Origin of the sequence: Kitasatospora cineracea, from assembly GCF_003751605.1 — a bacterium.
Taxonomy (GTDB): domain Bacteria; phylum Actinomycetota; class Actinomycetes; order Streptomycetales; family Streptomycetaceae; genus Kitasatospora; species Kitasatospora cineracea.
The window spans coordinates 5,802,204-5,814,363 of sequence record NZ_RJVJ01000001.1; the positions used below are offsets into that span (position 1 = coordinate 5,802,204).

Below are 12,160 nucleotides of genomic sequence, written 5' to 3' on the forward strand. Positions count from 1 at the left end.
GCGGGGAATCGTGCGAGCAGCTCTGAGGAACACCCGAGCGTGGGGTGGGGAAATCCAGGGAGCCTCATCAGCGGCGCTTACCTGAACGGGATGAGCGACCTGTGCCGCCCCTGCGCCTACCGGCCCGGCGACCGGACCGGGGAGCGGGCGTGCCCGTTCACCGCCGGCTACTGGGCCTTCGTCCACCGCCACCGCGCCCTGCTGGCCGCCAACCACCGCACCGCCCGCGCAGTCGGGGGACCCGACCGGCTCGACGACCTGCCCGAGGTGCTGGCGGCCGAGGCCGCCCGGGGGAACGCCGCGCCCTGAGTACGGACCGCCGGCGCAGGCCAGGGGTGTAATGGCGCGAACGGTGCGGAAATCGATGCAGCAACACTGCAAGTGGCAGCCCGTAGCGGTTGGCGGCAAGTTCGGAGCATGAGATCCGCCCCCCTCCTCGCCGACGCACAGCCCCTCCCCGGTGACGTCCGTTCCCCGCGGGCCGAACGGCTGCGCGGCCTGCTGGACCGCACGGCCCGGGGCGACCGGGCGGCGTACACCGGCCTCTACGAGGAACTCGCCCCGACCGTCTACGGCATCGCGCTGCGCGTGCTCAGGGACCCCGCGCAGGCCGAGGAGACCGCCCAGGAGGCCCTCCTGGAGATGTGGCGCTCGGCGCCGACCTACCGGCCCGAGCGGGGCTCCGTCGCCGCCTGGGCGTGCACGATCGCCCACCGGCGCGCCGTGGACCGCGTCCGGTCGGTCCGGGCGTCCTGCGAACGCGAGCAGCGCGTCGTGCGGGAGGACCCGACGAGGCCGGAGCAGGTCGCCGAGGAGGTCGAGCGGACCATGGAGGCGGCCCGGGTCCGGCGCGCCCTGTCCGGCCTGACCGCGGGCCAGCGCGAAGCACTGGTCCTGGCCTACTACGGCGGTTACTCGCAGAGCCAGATCGCCGCCGCCCTCGGACTGCCGCTCGGCACGGTCAAGTCCCGCACGAGGGACGGCCTGCTGCGCCTGCGCAGCGCCCTGCACGACGGATGACCCCGATTCGCTCCCAGCCCGGAGGACGGCCCGCCATGAGGAACGCAACCGACGAGGAGGGGCCCGTGCGCTCCGCCCGGGAGGAGGCGCTCCACGCCGGAGCGCCCGCGACCGACCCCGGCGTCGGCGTGCCCACCGGCACGGTCGCCCGCCGGCTCGGCGTGTCGCCCACCACGATCCGCTCCTGGGAGCGCCGCTACGGCATCGGCCCCTCCCACCGCGGCCCCGGTCGGCACCGCAGGTGGTCCCCCGAGGACATCTCCCTCCTGGACGAGATGTGCCGGCTCACCGCCCGCGGGATCCCGCCCGCGGAGGCGGCCCGCTCTGCCGCGCAGGGCGCGCACCGGACGTCCGACGACGGCCCGCTCCCCGCGCGGCCCGCCACCGCCGGCGAACCCGCCGCGGCCCGCTCCGCCCCGGAACCGGCCCACCACCCCCGCCCGGGCGGCAGCCGCGCGATGCCGCTCGGCACCGTCCGCCCCGAGTGCCGGGGCCTGGCCCGAGCGGCCGTCAGGCTCGACGGGCCCGAGGTGGCCGAGATCCTGCGCGGCGCCGTGGACGCGCTCGGCCCCGTCCGGGCGTGGACCGAGGTGATGATGCCCGCCCTGCGCGCGGCCGGCCGCAAGTGGGCCGCCGACGGCGAGCAGTACGTCGAGGTCGAGCACCTGCTCTCCTGGCACGTCTCCGCCGCGCTGCGCACCGCGGCCGTCGCCCCGGTGCGGTACCGGGAGGCGCCGCCGGTGCTGCTCGCCGCCATGCCGGGCGAGCAGCACACGCTCCCGCTGGAGGCCGTGGCGGCCGGGATGGCGGTGCACGGCCTGCCCTACCGGATGCTCGGCGCCGCGGTGCCCCCGCGGGCCCTCCTCGACGCGGTCACCCGGCTCGGCCCCTCGGCGGTGCTGCTGTGGGCCCAGAGCCGAGCCACCGCCGACCCGCACCTCGCACGGGAGGTGGGCAGCGCCTCGTGGGGCGCCGCCGGAGCGCGCCTCGACACGCTGGTCGCCACCGTCGGGCCGGGGTGGAACCGCCACGAGCCCCTGACCGGACTCGCGTGTCCGCGCACGCTCGAAGCCGCCCTCGACCTGGTCCACCGGGCGGTCGCGGCCCGGGCCCCGTCCGCGGCCGACCCGCCCGAACGGAAGGGGGCCCCGTGCTCCCCGAACGGGTGACCGCCCTCGCCCCGCGGGCGGTGCGGCCGACGCTGCTGTCCCAGTACTGGCGCGACGTGCTCTTCCTGCACTGGCCCGTCCACCCCGCCGCGGTCGCGCCCCTGCTGCCGCCCGGCGCGTTCCCCGACGTCCGCAACGGCACCACTTGGGCGGGACTCGTCGCGTTCTCCATGGAGGGGCTGGGACCGGGCCGGGCGGCCCTGCCGTACTTCGGGACGTTCCCCGAGGTCAACGTCCGGCTCTACTCCGTCGACGGGCACGGCCGCCGCGGAGTGGTGTTCCGCTCGCTCGACTGCCCCCGGTTGTCCGCCGTCCTGGCGGCACGGGCGGCGCTCGGCCTCCCCTACCGCTGGTCGCGGACCCGTTGGACGGCGGACGGCGACGCGCTGCACCTCGCCACCCGGGTGCACCGGGCCGGGAGTAACGCCGCCCGGTGCGTGCTGCGCGCCCGGATCGGCCCGCGCCTGGAGCGGCCCGGTCCGCTCGCCGACTTCCTCACCGCCCGCTGGGGACTGCACACCCGCGCCGCCGGCCGCACGCTCTACCTGCCGGTCGAGCACCCGCCGTGGCCGTTGCACCAGGCGGAGGTGGAGCACCTCGACGAGACCCTGCTGCGGGCAGCCGGGATCGAGGTCCTCGGCCCTCCGGCGAGCGTGCTGTTCTCACCGGGGGTCCCCGTCCGGTTCGGGCCGACGGAGCGGCGGTAGCCGTCTCTCGGCCACCTGGCCGCCGCGGACCGGGCTCCGTGCCGCCGACGCCTCGCGCTCGTAGCCGACGGGCTCCGGCCCCGGCGCGAAGGACGTCGGGGCCCGCTCGCCGATGAAGACCCCCACCGGAAGGACCTCGGGGCTCGCTCGCCGATGAAGACCCCCCACCGGCCGGTCGCTCCACGTCGCCGTCCCGGCCCTCGCCCGGCGCACCGATGGGCCGAACGCGGCCGCGTAGGCGTGCTCGCTGCTGACGCCGGCTTCGTGCGGACGACGGACGATCCCCACCGCCCGCTCCCACGACTCGGGTGAATCCCCGGCCGTTCCGGCTCCGGCCGGTCGGCGCGAGGGCCCACGCGCATCGCCCCCCGCACCGTTTCGCCGCGCAGCCGGAACGAGAGAGCGCCGCTCCCGCCCCGCCCGTGGTTCCTCCGGAACCGTTCGGGTTCCGCGGTCCGCCCGTGCCGTCGGCCCGGCCGCAGGTCGGTTCTGGGTCCTGTCCGGATCCGCATCACGAGTTTGGGTCGACCGACGAAAAGGCTCGCTTCGCAGTGACGGAAGTCGCTGGGGGACCGGGTCTTTCTGGCGTTGGCGCCGGCAAGTTGGAAGGTGACGAGGAGCGAGGTGGCGGCGATGCCACGAATCAAGCCGGGGGGCCGGCTCGTCCGGCGCCGGGACTTAGCATGCGGAGCATGACGCGATATGTCGATGAGGATCTGAAGGGCGCGGAGTTCCGCGAGTGCGACCTGACCGGGGCGCGCATGATCGGCGTCGTCATGCAGGATGCCGTGATCGACGGTCTCGTCACCAACCTCGTGGTGAACGGTGTCGAGGTCACCGAGTACGTCGAGGCGGAGCTCGACCGGCGTCATCCGGTACGGGTGCTGATCCGCTCCGAGGACCCTGCCGATCTGCGCGAGGCAGCGCATCAGCTTCATGCCGACTGGGCCGCCACGATCGAGCGAATCCGCCGTACGCCCGGCATCGAGCGCCGCAGCGTCAACGACGAGTGGTCGGCGGTGGAGACTCTGCGCCACCTGGTCTTCGTCCACGACTCGTGGTTCCGCCGCTGCTGCCTGGGCTCGACGGAGCTGTTCACGTCGATGGGCATCGGGCCGACCGTCGAGCCCTACTGTGGGGCGCACGGGCTTGACCTCGCGCTCGATCCGTCCCTCGACGAGATCGTGAGCGTGCGTGACGCGCAGGCCGCCGAGCTCGAGACCTGGCTCGACAAGGTCACCGCCACGCAGCTCGCAGTGCCGGCGCCGGTGCCCGACGACGATGCCTGGCCGCCGTACGCCCGGGGTCGCTCGATGCGACGGTGCCTCGGCACGGTACTCAACGAGACTTTCGAGCACTACGGCTTCTGCGGCCGCGACCTCGATCTGCTCGAGGCACAGGACGCCGAGTAGGGCCGGCTACGAACTCGGCATCCTGCGGGTGCGGACGTCACTCGAAAATGCACATCGAGCCCGATCCGCTGGGAAACGATCAACAACAGCCCGGGAGACTCGCCGACTCGTGACGAGAGGGCCCAGTTCAGCGGACTTTCGTCGGTGACCCGTTTGGTGGGTTGCCTGCGCGCGGCGGTTCGGCTTTGGTGAGCCGTCAGCATGGCGCGAGGCGATCTCACCGGCGAGCAGTGGACCCTGATCGAGCCGCATCTCCCGTCGCTGCGGTCGGGCCTGTCCCCGACCTGCGGAAACACTCCAACGCGGTGATGTGGCGCTTCCGGGTCGGCAGCCCGTGGCGGGGTCGACCTGGGCCTGGTCAGCGTGGACTCGGCGACCTCGCGGGCCCACCACCATGCCGCCGGGGACGGCCCTGGAGCCCGAACAGCTCGCGGCCCCAAAAGCTGCTTTCGAGGCCGAAAAGGGGGCGCTGTCGAGGGACAAGAGCCGTAGGACGGACAGGTCGAGGACGCCTCCCATGTCGAGCGGCGCCGGGTTCGCCGACGACACCGTGCCCGTTTGAAGGCCGCCGAACTGGGGCGTTCCTGCGGCGGACTGACCTGCAAGATCCATTTCGCGGCCGACCGGCGCTGTCGCCCGTCGGCGTTCGTGCTCACGCCGGGACAAGCCGGCGACAGCCCGCAGTTCGTCCCGGTCCTGGAGCGGATCAAGGTGGTGATCCCGGAGAAGGTCGACCAGGCGGCGAACCGCAAGAAGCGCGGCAGCGCCGGCGGTAGGCCGGTCGACCGCGACACGACGCTGTACAGGGACCGCAACACCGTGTAGCGGTGTATCAACCGGCTGCGGAACTGGCGCGGCATCGCGACCGCTTCGACAAGACCCCCGAGAGCTACGCCGCCGGCCCGCATCTGTGTGGCGCGATGCTCCGGCTCCGCAGCACCGCGCCACATTCATGATCTGAACTCCAGACAGGACCTGGTCGCCCGGGCCGCGAGGGCGCCCGCGCGGCGGCCCGGGCTCCGGTCGGAGGAGCGGCGGATCAGCCGGTGGCGACGGCGATGCAGGCGACGTCGATCCGGTCGGCGACACCGGCGAGCAGGGCGGCGGCGGCACGGACCTCGCAGCGGGTGCCGCGGCAGCCGCAGGTGGTGGAGGCGGCGAGCGCGCGCAGCAGATCGGTCACCGCGGTGGCGGGAAGCATCAGCCGACCGCTCGCCAGGTCCCGTGCGAACGGCATCGGCCCGCGTTCGCCCCCGTCGAGCTCCGGCACGGCGTCCAGCACGCACCGATCGGCGGCCGTCGGCCACGCCGTCGCACCGCGTCCGCAGACCGGACCGGAAGCCAGGTCGCGCAGCAGCGCGGTCACCTCCCGGACGGGCATCATCAGACGGCCGTCGCGCACGTCGCGGTGGATCGTCAGGGAGCGCTGCCGGGTGCCCCCGGGGTTTCCTTCCAACGTGACCACGGGATGCTCCCTCCTGGCCGCCGGGGGTCTGCGGCGCGTCGTGACGGCCTCCTCCCTGGTGTTCGAAGCCGGCCGCCGGTCGGATCGGTCCGCAGGTGCTCGGGCGGCCGCTCCTCCGGCAGCGTCATCCGCGGCGTGCAGGTCGAGGCAGGCGGGGTCGACCCGGACCGGGTCGTCGACCCCGGGATCCGGGTCGCCGCCGACGTCCGGGAGGAGGCGATCGGCGCGGTCGAGCGGACGACCGGCCCGCAGGTGGTCGAGGTGGACGCCGACGCGGTGAACGTCCACCTCTTCGACGAGGACGAGGTCGGAGGCGCGCACCGGCACCCTGCCCTTCGGCCGGGACGGTCGACGCCCCGTCACCCGGGCGGTCCGCCGGGACCGGAGCCCCGGCGGGCCGCGACCGGCGGGGGCGTCAGCAGACGGGCGTTCCCGAGTAGAGGCCGGGGCCGGGGCCCCGTTGACCACCCTGCGGGTGCAGTAGCCGCAGGTCGGGCGGTCGCCGAAGTCGTAGGTGCCGCCCGGCCCCAGGTGCCGGATCTTGAAGTCGGAGAAGGTCGGCGGCTTGCTCGGCACGGCTTGCTCCGGCTGGTGGTCGCCGAGGACGACGTACGTGTCCTGACCGGACAGGGTCGCGAGGCCGTTCCGGTCGACGAACAGCGAGCCGCCCTCCTCGACCCCGACGCCCCACGCCTCGCCGGAGCAGGTCAAGCCGTCCTCGACCGCCGGGGCGACGGACACCATGGTGCGCCCCGTTCGGTCCCTCGTCACGAAGTACGAGGCGGTGGCGGTGGCGGCCAGGGCGGTGGCGACCACCGAGCGGCCGGCACGACGCCGGGCGGTGGTTCCGATGGGCCCGGGGCCTCCAACCCAGCTGTGGGGGATGCCTGAAGGACTCTGCAGGAGTGAAACGGAAGATACAGAAAACTCAATTATTTCGACATACGTATCACGCGGTTCAGGCTGATCGGCTCGCAGACGGTGCGCGAACGGTGCGAGTGGATCGCACCGGTACGGCGGCGGAGCATGTTTCTGCGTCGGCGCGGAGGACGGGCGCCTTCAGGGTGCACTGCACGGGAAGCAGGTGAGGGAGACGTGACGGAGAGAGAAGCGCGGACCGTCGAGTCGGTCTGGGACTACCCGAGGCCGCCCGTCGTCGTTCCGGACGACCGGCTCGTCGAGGTGTTCTTCGCCGGGCGGCAGCTCGCTTCCAGCCGACGCGCCCTGCGCGTGCTGGAGACCAGTCACCCGCTGGTGTTCTACCTCCCGCGGGCCGACGTGGCGGCCGACCTGCTCCGGCCCGCCGACGGTTCGACCCTCTGCGAGTGGAAGGGACGGGCACAGTACTGGGACGTCGAGGCCGACGGCCGGTTCTCGGTCCGGGCGGCGTGGAGCTACCCGGAGCCGCTGCCCGCGTACCGCGAGCTCCGTGACCACCTGGCGTTCTACTCGGGCCGGGTGGAGCGTTGCACGGTGGCCGGCGAGGTCGTGCGGCCGCAGGAGGGCGGGTTCTACGGGGGGTGGGTCACGGAGGAGATCACCGGCCCGTTCAAGGGGCCTGCCGGGACCGCGGGATGGTGAGCGCCGCCGGCGCGGGAGGGTAGTGATCCGACCGGGTGCGGCGACCCGTCGTGCCGCTGCGCGCGGAGGTCGTCGAGCGCCTCCGCCTGAGGGTCGGTTCAGGCCGGCGTCGCGGGCCAGCAGCGCGGCCTGGACCCGGTTGGTGACGTCCAGGGCGGTGAGGATGCGGCTGACGTGCGCCTTGACGGTGCTCTCCCGCGGGCGGCGGTCCGGGCCAGTTGCGAGAGCCGTTCGGGCCGGCAGTGCCGGAGCAGCAACCAGCCGCCGCAGACGGCGCCGAGGACGAGGGCCACCAGGGCGGCCGGCAGGCGGCGTTCGCCCCGGCGGCGCGGCGCGCGCACCGCCGGGCCCGGGCCGGGAGCGGGCGGAGCGTCCGGCCCCCGACGCGGCGGGGCGCCGTCCGTCAGCAGGGCTGTCACCTTCACCCGCACGCGCCCGGCGGGCACGCCCGCCAGCGCCGCGAGCGCCGCCGAGGCGGCCCCGACGGCGGCCGCGGCCGCCTCGGGCACGGCGGACGGGTAGTCCACGGACAGCCGGAGAGTTGTGTCCACCTCGTCGCGGTGGCGGCGGACCGACGCTCGAGCCCGGCGCACCGCCCACGAGCCGTCGCGCGCGGCCCGGGCGGCGATCCCGGCCAGGACGCGGTCCGCGACGCGCAGTCGGCCGCGCTGCCGCGGCGGCGGGGCGCTCACCGCCGCCCGCCGCGGCGCAGCAGGTCCGCGGGATCGAGCGCGCCGTCGGCCCGGCGGCCGACCAGACAGCCGAGCGTGCCGAGCGCGCCGACGAGCAGGAAGGCGGCGAATCCGCCGAACGCGGCGGCGAAGCCGAGGGCGAGGCCGCCGAGCGGCCCGGTGCGGGTGCGGGACATGTGCGGGACCTCCTCAGACGGCGGCGGGTCGGCCCTGGACCGGGACGAGCAGTGCGTAGCCGGCCAGGTCGAGCACCTGGAGGTGCTGGGGGCGCAGGCCCGCCACCTCCAGGCGGGCACCGGCCCTGAGGCAGCGCCGCTGGAGGCGGGTGAGGAAGCTGAGCCCGCTGGAGTCCATGAAGCCCACGGCGCTCAGGTCCAGGTGCACCCAGGCGGTGCCCGGCCCGATCCGGTAGAGCGGCCCGGCCAGCAGGGGCAGCGCCGTCCGGTCGAGGTCTCCGCACGGCGCCAGGGCCAGTCCGTTCCCCACCTGCTCCACCGGACAGTGGAACCGCAGGCAGGGAACGCCTTCACCGTGGAAGCGGTCGGTCCGGACGGCGGGCAGCAGGACGGTCATGGCGGGGGGTCTCCTCATCTGGCGGGATCCGACGGGCACCGCATTCGGTGCGCTCCTGCCCGTTCGACACGGGACGGCGGGCGTTCCTCACGCCCCGGCGCTCACTCCTGAGGGTGAATCAGGTGCGCCGGTCGGTCGGCCGCCACCGCTGCGGGGGGAATTCCGCGCCGGACGCGTGAGGAAGCGACCGGTCCCGGTGTCCAAGGAGGCGAACCGCGAGAACCCCTTCGAGGAGGACCCCATGACCGCAACCGCCCCCCGCATCCCGGCGGCGGAGCCCGCCACCACGGTCCCGGCCGCCCGGGAGACCGCGCCCGCAGCCGTCGCCGACCCGCCGCCGTCCACCGGGCAGGGGCGTACCGCGATCGCGGACCAGGTGGTCGGCAAGATCGCCGGGATGGCCGCGCGCGAGGTCGACGGCGTGCACTCCTTCGGCGCCGGCCTGACCCGGGCCCTGGGCGCGGTCCGGGACCGGGTCCCCGGCGGCCGCTCCGCCGGCAGCGTCACCCGCGGCGTCAAGGTCGAGGTCGGCGAGAAGCAGGCCGCCGTCGACCTCGACCTGGTGGTCGAGTACGGCGTCTCGATCGCCGAGGTCGCCGCCGACGTCCGGGAGGAGGTGATCGGCGCGGTGGAGCGGATGACCGGCCTGCAGGTGGTCGAGGTGAACGTCAACGTGGTGGACGTCCACCTCCCCGACGAGGACGAGGACACCGGCGAACCCGACGCCACCCGTGTCCGTTAGCGGCCTGCGGCGTTGGCCCGGGCGGGGCGCACCGCGCCCCGCCCGCCCGCAACGGGCGCCCCCTCCCGGCCCGACGGACACGCGATGCCCCCACCCCACCCCTCCGCTCCCCGCCCGCCCGCGGACGACCTGCCCGACCTGGCGCTGGTCGCGCGCGCGGCCGACGGAGACCAGCAGTCCTACGCCGAGCTGATGCGCCGTCACACCCCGCGGATGCTGGCCCTGGCCACCCGCCTGCTCGGCGACCCCGTCGCGGCCGAGGACGACGTCCAGGAGGCGTGCCTGACCGCCTGGCGCCACCTGCCGGACTTCCGGGGCGAGGCGGCCTTCGGCACCTGGCTCTACCGGATCGTCACCAACCGCTGCCTCAACACCCTGCGGGCCCGCCGCGCCGAGCTGCCGCTGGAGGCGACCGGCGAGCCCGCCAGCCCCGACCCGGCCGCCTCCCCGGAGCGAGCGGCCGAGTCCCGGGCCTCGGCCCGCGACCTGCGGGCGGCGCTGGCCACCCTCACCCCCGAGCAGCGGGCATGCTGGGTGCTGCGCGAACTGCACGGCCTGTCCTACGACGAGATCGCCGAAGTGACCGGCACCGGTGAACCCGCGGTGCGCGGCCGGATCTTCCGCGCCCGCCGACAGCTGACGGAGGTGATGGCCCCATGGCGCTGACCGACCCCGACGACCACGGCGGCCCCGACACCGAGACCCTGCCCTGCGGCGCCGACCTCGCCGACCTCTGGGACACCGGCCGCCCCGCCCCGGGCCACCACGACTGCCCCGAGTGCCGCGCCGCCCTCACCGCCCGCGAGGCACTGGAACACACCGTCCGCACCGCACTCGACGAGGACAGCGCCCCCGCACCCGACCCGGCCTTCCTCGACCGCGTCATGGCGGCGGTGCGCACCGAACTGCGCCCCGGCCCGCTCGTCCCGCTCGGCGAACCGGACGACGAGGAGTGGATCACCACCGCCGCGGCCGCCGGCGCGCTGCGCGCCGCGATCGACGCGCTGCCCGGCGTCTGCGCGGGCCGCTGCCGCATCGCCCCGCTCGACGAGCGCCGCCCCGCGCCCCGGCCGCCCGCAGCCGACCGCCGCCTGCCGCGCGGCCCGCTGCGGGCGGAAATCGAGGTCTTCGCCGACCTGCGCCGCCCACTCCCGCAGACCGCCGTCCTGGTCCGGGCCGCCGTCGCCGAGGCCGCGGCCCTCCGCGTCGGCCTGACGCTCCGCCAGGTCGACGTGACCGTGCGGGACCTGCTCCCGGGGAACGGAGGAACCTGATGCGGTCCGAGGAGAGGACCAGACTGGAGGAGGAGATCGCCGCCCTGGTCGCCGACGTCCCGGGCGTCGCCTACCTGAGCCCCCGCCTCGTGCACCGCCTGGCCGCCGGCGGCCGGCACAGCGGCGGCGTCCGCCTGCGCCCCACCGCCCCGGCGACGGTGGAGGTGTGGATCGCGGTCCGCCCCGGCCACCGGGCCGCCACCACCGCCCGCACCGTCCGCGAGCGGGTCACCGCCGTCCTGGCCGGCCGGCCCGGGCTGGACGGCGCACGGGTGCAGGTGGTGGTCAGCGCCCTGGCCTGACCGCACGGCGGTGACCGAGCCGTCGGCGCTGCTGCCTCCCGCGGCTGCCGGGCCGATGCGGGTTCGGGGGACACCGGGCTGGGTGCGGTGTCCGCTTCCCGCACGCTCTTCAGTCGGGCGGGGACCACCAGGGGAGCGTCGGTCGGTGGTGTCCGACGGTGTGCCAGTGCGAGCGGGTCGTCTCGGTGTCGGAGGCCAGACGTTCGTCGGTGACGCTGCACAGTTGCCCGGGCAGGGCGCTCAGCGCAGATGCGAGTCTCAGGAGCACTTCGGGTGCGGGTTCCCCGCATTCCCCGGCCAGGTGGCAGCGCAGTTCACCTGTACTGATCCGGGCGGCGTCGGCGAGGTCCGCAACGGTGGCGTCGGTTGCCGAGCACAGGTCGCGCAGGAGGGACGGGCTGAATCCGTAGGTCGTTCGGGTCATGGTGCTTCCGGTATCGCTCGTGCTCCTGACCTGCAAGACCTCACCGGCGAGGGCCACGGCCCGCTGATCCGCACCGCCCTGCGCCGGGCCGCTCGCACGGAGATCCGGATCTACCGGGACGTCAGCGCCGGTGTGCTCGAACCCGTGGCCGCGCAGCCCGGATGGCACCCGGCCGAGCGCCTCCTGCTGCTCGGCGGCCTCCGGGCCGCGTACGCCGTCGAGTCGCTCTGGCGCTGGCGCCGGCTCGTGACCCTGCGGATGCCCGAACTCCGAAACGCCCTGGGCGACTCGGCCGACCACCGGCTCCCCGACCTGTCGACCGAGGCCGGGTAGACCCGCTCGGGCCGGGGCACCCGTGCCGTGCAGCCGGTGGGCCACCTGGTCCCGACCCGGCGAGCGCCCCTCCGGGAGGGTCCGTAGCGTCGCGGGCAGCGGACAGCACCGGCCGTCCGACCGACCGAAGAGGTCGATGACGAGCAAGCGCATCGCGCGTACCGTCGCCGTCTCCCTGCTGGCCGCCGGAGCGGTGGCGGTTCCCGCGGCCGGGTTCGCGTTCGCGGCGGGCAGCCACGTGGAGGAGTCCTACAGCCACGAGACGTCCGCCTCCACGGAGCACGTCTCGTACACGGACAGCGAGCACTACCACTGCAGCGAGACCAGTTGGGAACCGTCGAACTACGGCTACGGGCACGGTCTGCTGGGCCTCGGGCTGGTCGTCCTGTGACGTGACCCGGCCTTGAAAGGCCGGGGACGGGACCCGTGGTGCCAGCCGAAGAGTCCCGTCCCCGCTGTGCGCGAG

General features: G+C 75.0%; 15 protein-coding genes and 2 pseudogenes. 13 read left to right on the top strand and 4 right to left on the bottom strand.

Annotated features, from left to right (window positions below; all coding sequences use genetic code 11):
* Nucleotides 1-72: 72 nt before the first annotated feature.
* From EDD39_RS26170 to EDD39_RS26200, 6 genes and pseudogenes are all read left to right on the top strand, one after another.
* Nucleotides 73-309: pseudogene (locus tag EDD39_RS26170) on the top strand (cryptochrome/photolyase family protein); the annotation flags it as partial.
* 108 nt (nucleotides 310-417) lie between these two features.
* Entirely contained in the window at nucleotides 418-1,020 is a 603-nt protein-coding gene (locus tag EDD39_RS26175; protein ID WP_123559869.1) for a sigma-70 family RNA polymerase sigma factor, read from the top strand.
* Between the two features lie 35 nt (nucleotides 1,021-1,055).
* Nucleotides 1,056-2,189, top strand: a complete 1,134-nt coding sequence (locus EDD39_RS26180) for a MerR family transcriptional regulator (protein ID WP_123559871.1) — start codon at nucleotides 1,056-1,058, stop codon at nucleotides 2,187-2,189.
* A complete protein-coding gene (locus EDD39_RS26185; protein ID WP_123559873.1) occupies nucleotides 2,171-2,896 on the top strand; it encodes a YqjF family protein in 726 nt (241 codons plus the stop codon). Before EDD39_RS26180 ends, EDD39_RS26185 begins: the two co-directional genes overlap by 19 nt.
* A 692-nt stretch (nucleotides 2,897-3,588) precedes the next feature.
* Nucleotides 3,589-4,308 (top strand): DinB family protein, encoded by a 720-nt coding sequence (locus EDD39_RS26195; RefSeq protein WP_162870144.1) that lies wholly within the window; start codon nucleotides 3,589-3,591, stop codon nucleotides 4,306-4,308.
* A 336-nt stretch (nucleotides 4,309-4,644) separates the two neighbouring features.
* A pseudogene (locus EDD39_RS26200) lies at nucleotides 4,645-5,264 on the top strand (transposase family protein); the annotation flags it as partial.
* A gap of 83 nt (nucleotides 5,265-5,347) precedes the next feature.
* On the opposite strand, the gene EDD39_RS26205 reads toward EDD39_RS26200, so the two are convergent.
* A complete protein-coding gene (locus EDD39_RS26205) occupies nucleotides 5,348-6,589 on the bottom strand; it encodes a hypothetical protein (protein ID WP_123559879.1) in 1,242 nt (413 codons plus the stop codon).
* Nucleotides 6,590-6,868: 279 nt separating this feature from the next.
* On the opposite strand from EDD39_RS26205, the gene EDD39_RS26210 reads away from it, so the two are divergent.
* Nucleotides 6,869-7,354, top strand: coding sequence for a DUF427 domain-containing protein (locus EDD39_RS26210; RefSeq protein ID WP_244257066.1), 486 nt, complete (start codon nucleotides 6,869-6,871; stop codon nucleotides 7,352-7,354).
* Between the two features lie 688 nt (nucleotides 7,355-8,042).
* Here EDD39_RS26210 and EDD39_RS26215 read toward each other — a convergent pair.
* Nucleotides 8,043-8,222: a hypothetical protein gene (locus EDD39_RS26215; protein ID WP_123559883.1), complete on the bottom strand. Its 180-nt coding sequence runs from the start codon at nucleotides 8,220-8,222 to the stop codon at nucleotides 8,043-8,045.
* Between the two features lie 13 nt (nucleotides 8,223-8,235).
* Nucleotides 8,236-8,619 (bottom strand): STAS domain-containing protein, encoded by a 384-nt coding sequence (locus EDD39_RS26220; protein WP_162870145.1) that lies wholly within the window; start codon nucleotides 8,617-8,619, stop codon nucleotides 8,236-8,238.
* A gap of 241 nt (nucleotides 8,620-8,860) precedes the next feature.
* On the opposite strand from EDD39_RS26220, the gene EDD39_RS26225 reads away from it, so the two are divergent.
* From EDD39_RS26225 to EDD39_RS26240, 4 genes are all read left to right on the top strand, one after another.
* A complete protein-coding gene (locus tag EDD39_RS26225; protein ID WP_123560911.1) occupies nucleotides 8,861-9,361 on the top strand; it encodes an Asp23/Gls24 family envelope stress response protein in 501 nt (166 codons plus the stop codon).
* Between the two features lie 84 nt (nucleotides 9,362-9,445).
* The gene (locus EDD39_RS26230; RefSeq protein WP_123559887.1) at nucleotides 9,446-10,027 is read left to right on the top strand and encodes an RNA polymerase sigma factor; all 582 of its coding nucleotides are present in this window, start codon (nucleotides 9,446-9,448) and stop codon (nucleotides 10,025-10,027) included.
* The gene (locus EDD39_RS26235) at nucleotides 10,018-10,635 is read left to right on the top strand and encodes a hypothetical protein (protein WP_123559890.1); all 618 of its coding nucleotides are present in this window, start codon (nucleotides 10,018-10,020) and stop codon (nucleotides 10,633-10,635) included. The genes EDD39_RS26230 and EDD39_RS26235 overlap by 10 nt, the downstream gene beginning before the upstream one ends.
* Nucleotides 10,635-10,937 (top strand): Asp23/Gls24 family envelope stress response protein, encoded by a 303-nt coding sequence (locus EDD39_RS26240; RefSeq protein ID WP_123559892.1) that lies wholly within the window; start codon nucleotides 10,635-10,637, stop codon nucleotides 10,935-10,937. The genes EDD39_RS26235 and EDD39_RS26240 overlap by 1 nt, the downstream gene beginning before the upstream one ends.
* A gap of 109 nt (nucleotides 10,938-11,046) precedes the next feature.
* Here EDD39_RS26240 and EDD39_RS26245 read toward each other — a convergent pair whose 3' ends face one another.
* Nucleotides 11,047-11,361 carry a hypothetical protein gene (locus tag EDD39_RS26245; protein WP_148089523.1) on the bottom strand — a complete coding sequence of 105 codons (315 nt, stop codon included), beginning with the start codon at nucleotides 11,359-11,361 and terminating at the stop codon, nucleotides 11,047-11,049.
* 144 nt (nucleotides 11,362-11,505) lie between these two features.
* Between EDD39_RS26245 and EDD39_RS26250 the strand changes: the two genes are divergently transcribed.
* Together EDD39_RS26250 and EDD39_RS26255 are read left to right on the top strand one after the other, a co-directional pair.
* On the top strand, nucleotides 11,506-11,694 hold the full coding sequence (locus EDD39_RS26250) for a hypothetical protein (protein ID WP_148089524.1): 189 nt from the start codon (nucleotides 11,506-11,508) through the stop codon (nucleotides 11,692-11,694).
* Nucleotides 11,695-11,830: 136 nt separating this feature from the next.
* Nucleotides 11,831-12,085 carry a hypothetical protein gene (locus tag EDD39_RS26255; protein ID WP_123559898.1) on the top strand — a complete coding sequence of 85 codons (255 nt, stop codon included), beginning with the start codon at nucleotides 11,831-11,833 and terminating at the stop codon, nucleotides 12,083-12,085.
* The last annotated feature ends 75 nt before the right edge of the window (nucleotides 12,086-12,160 follow it).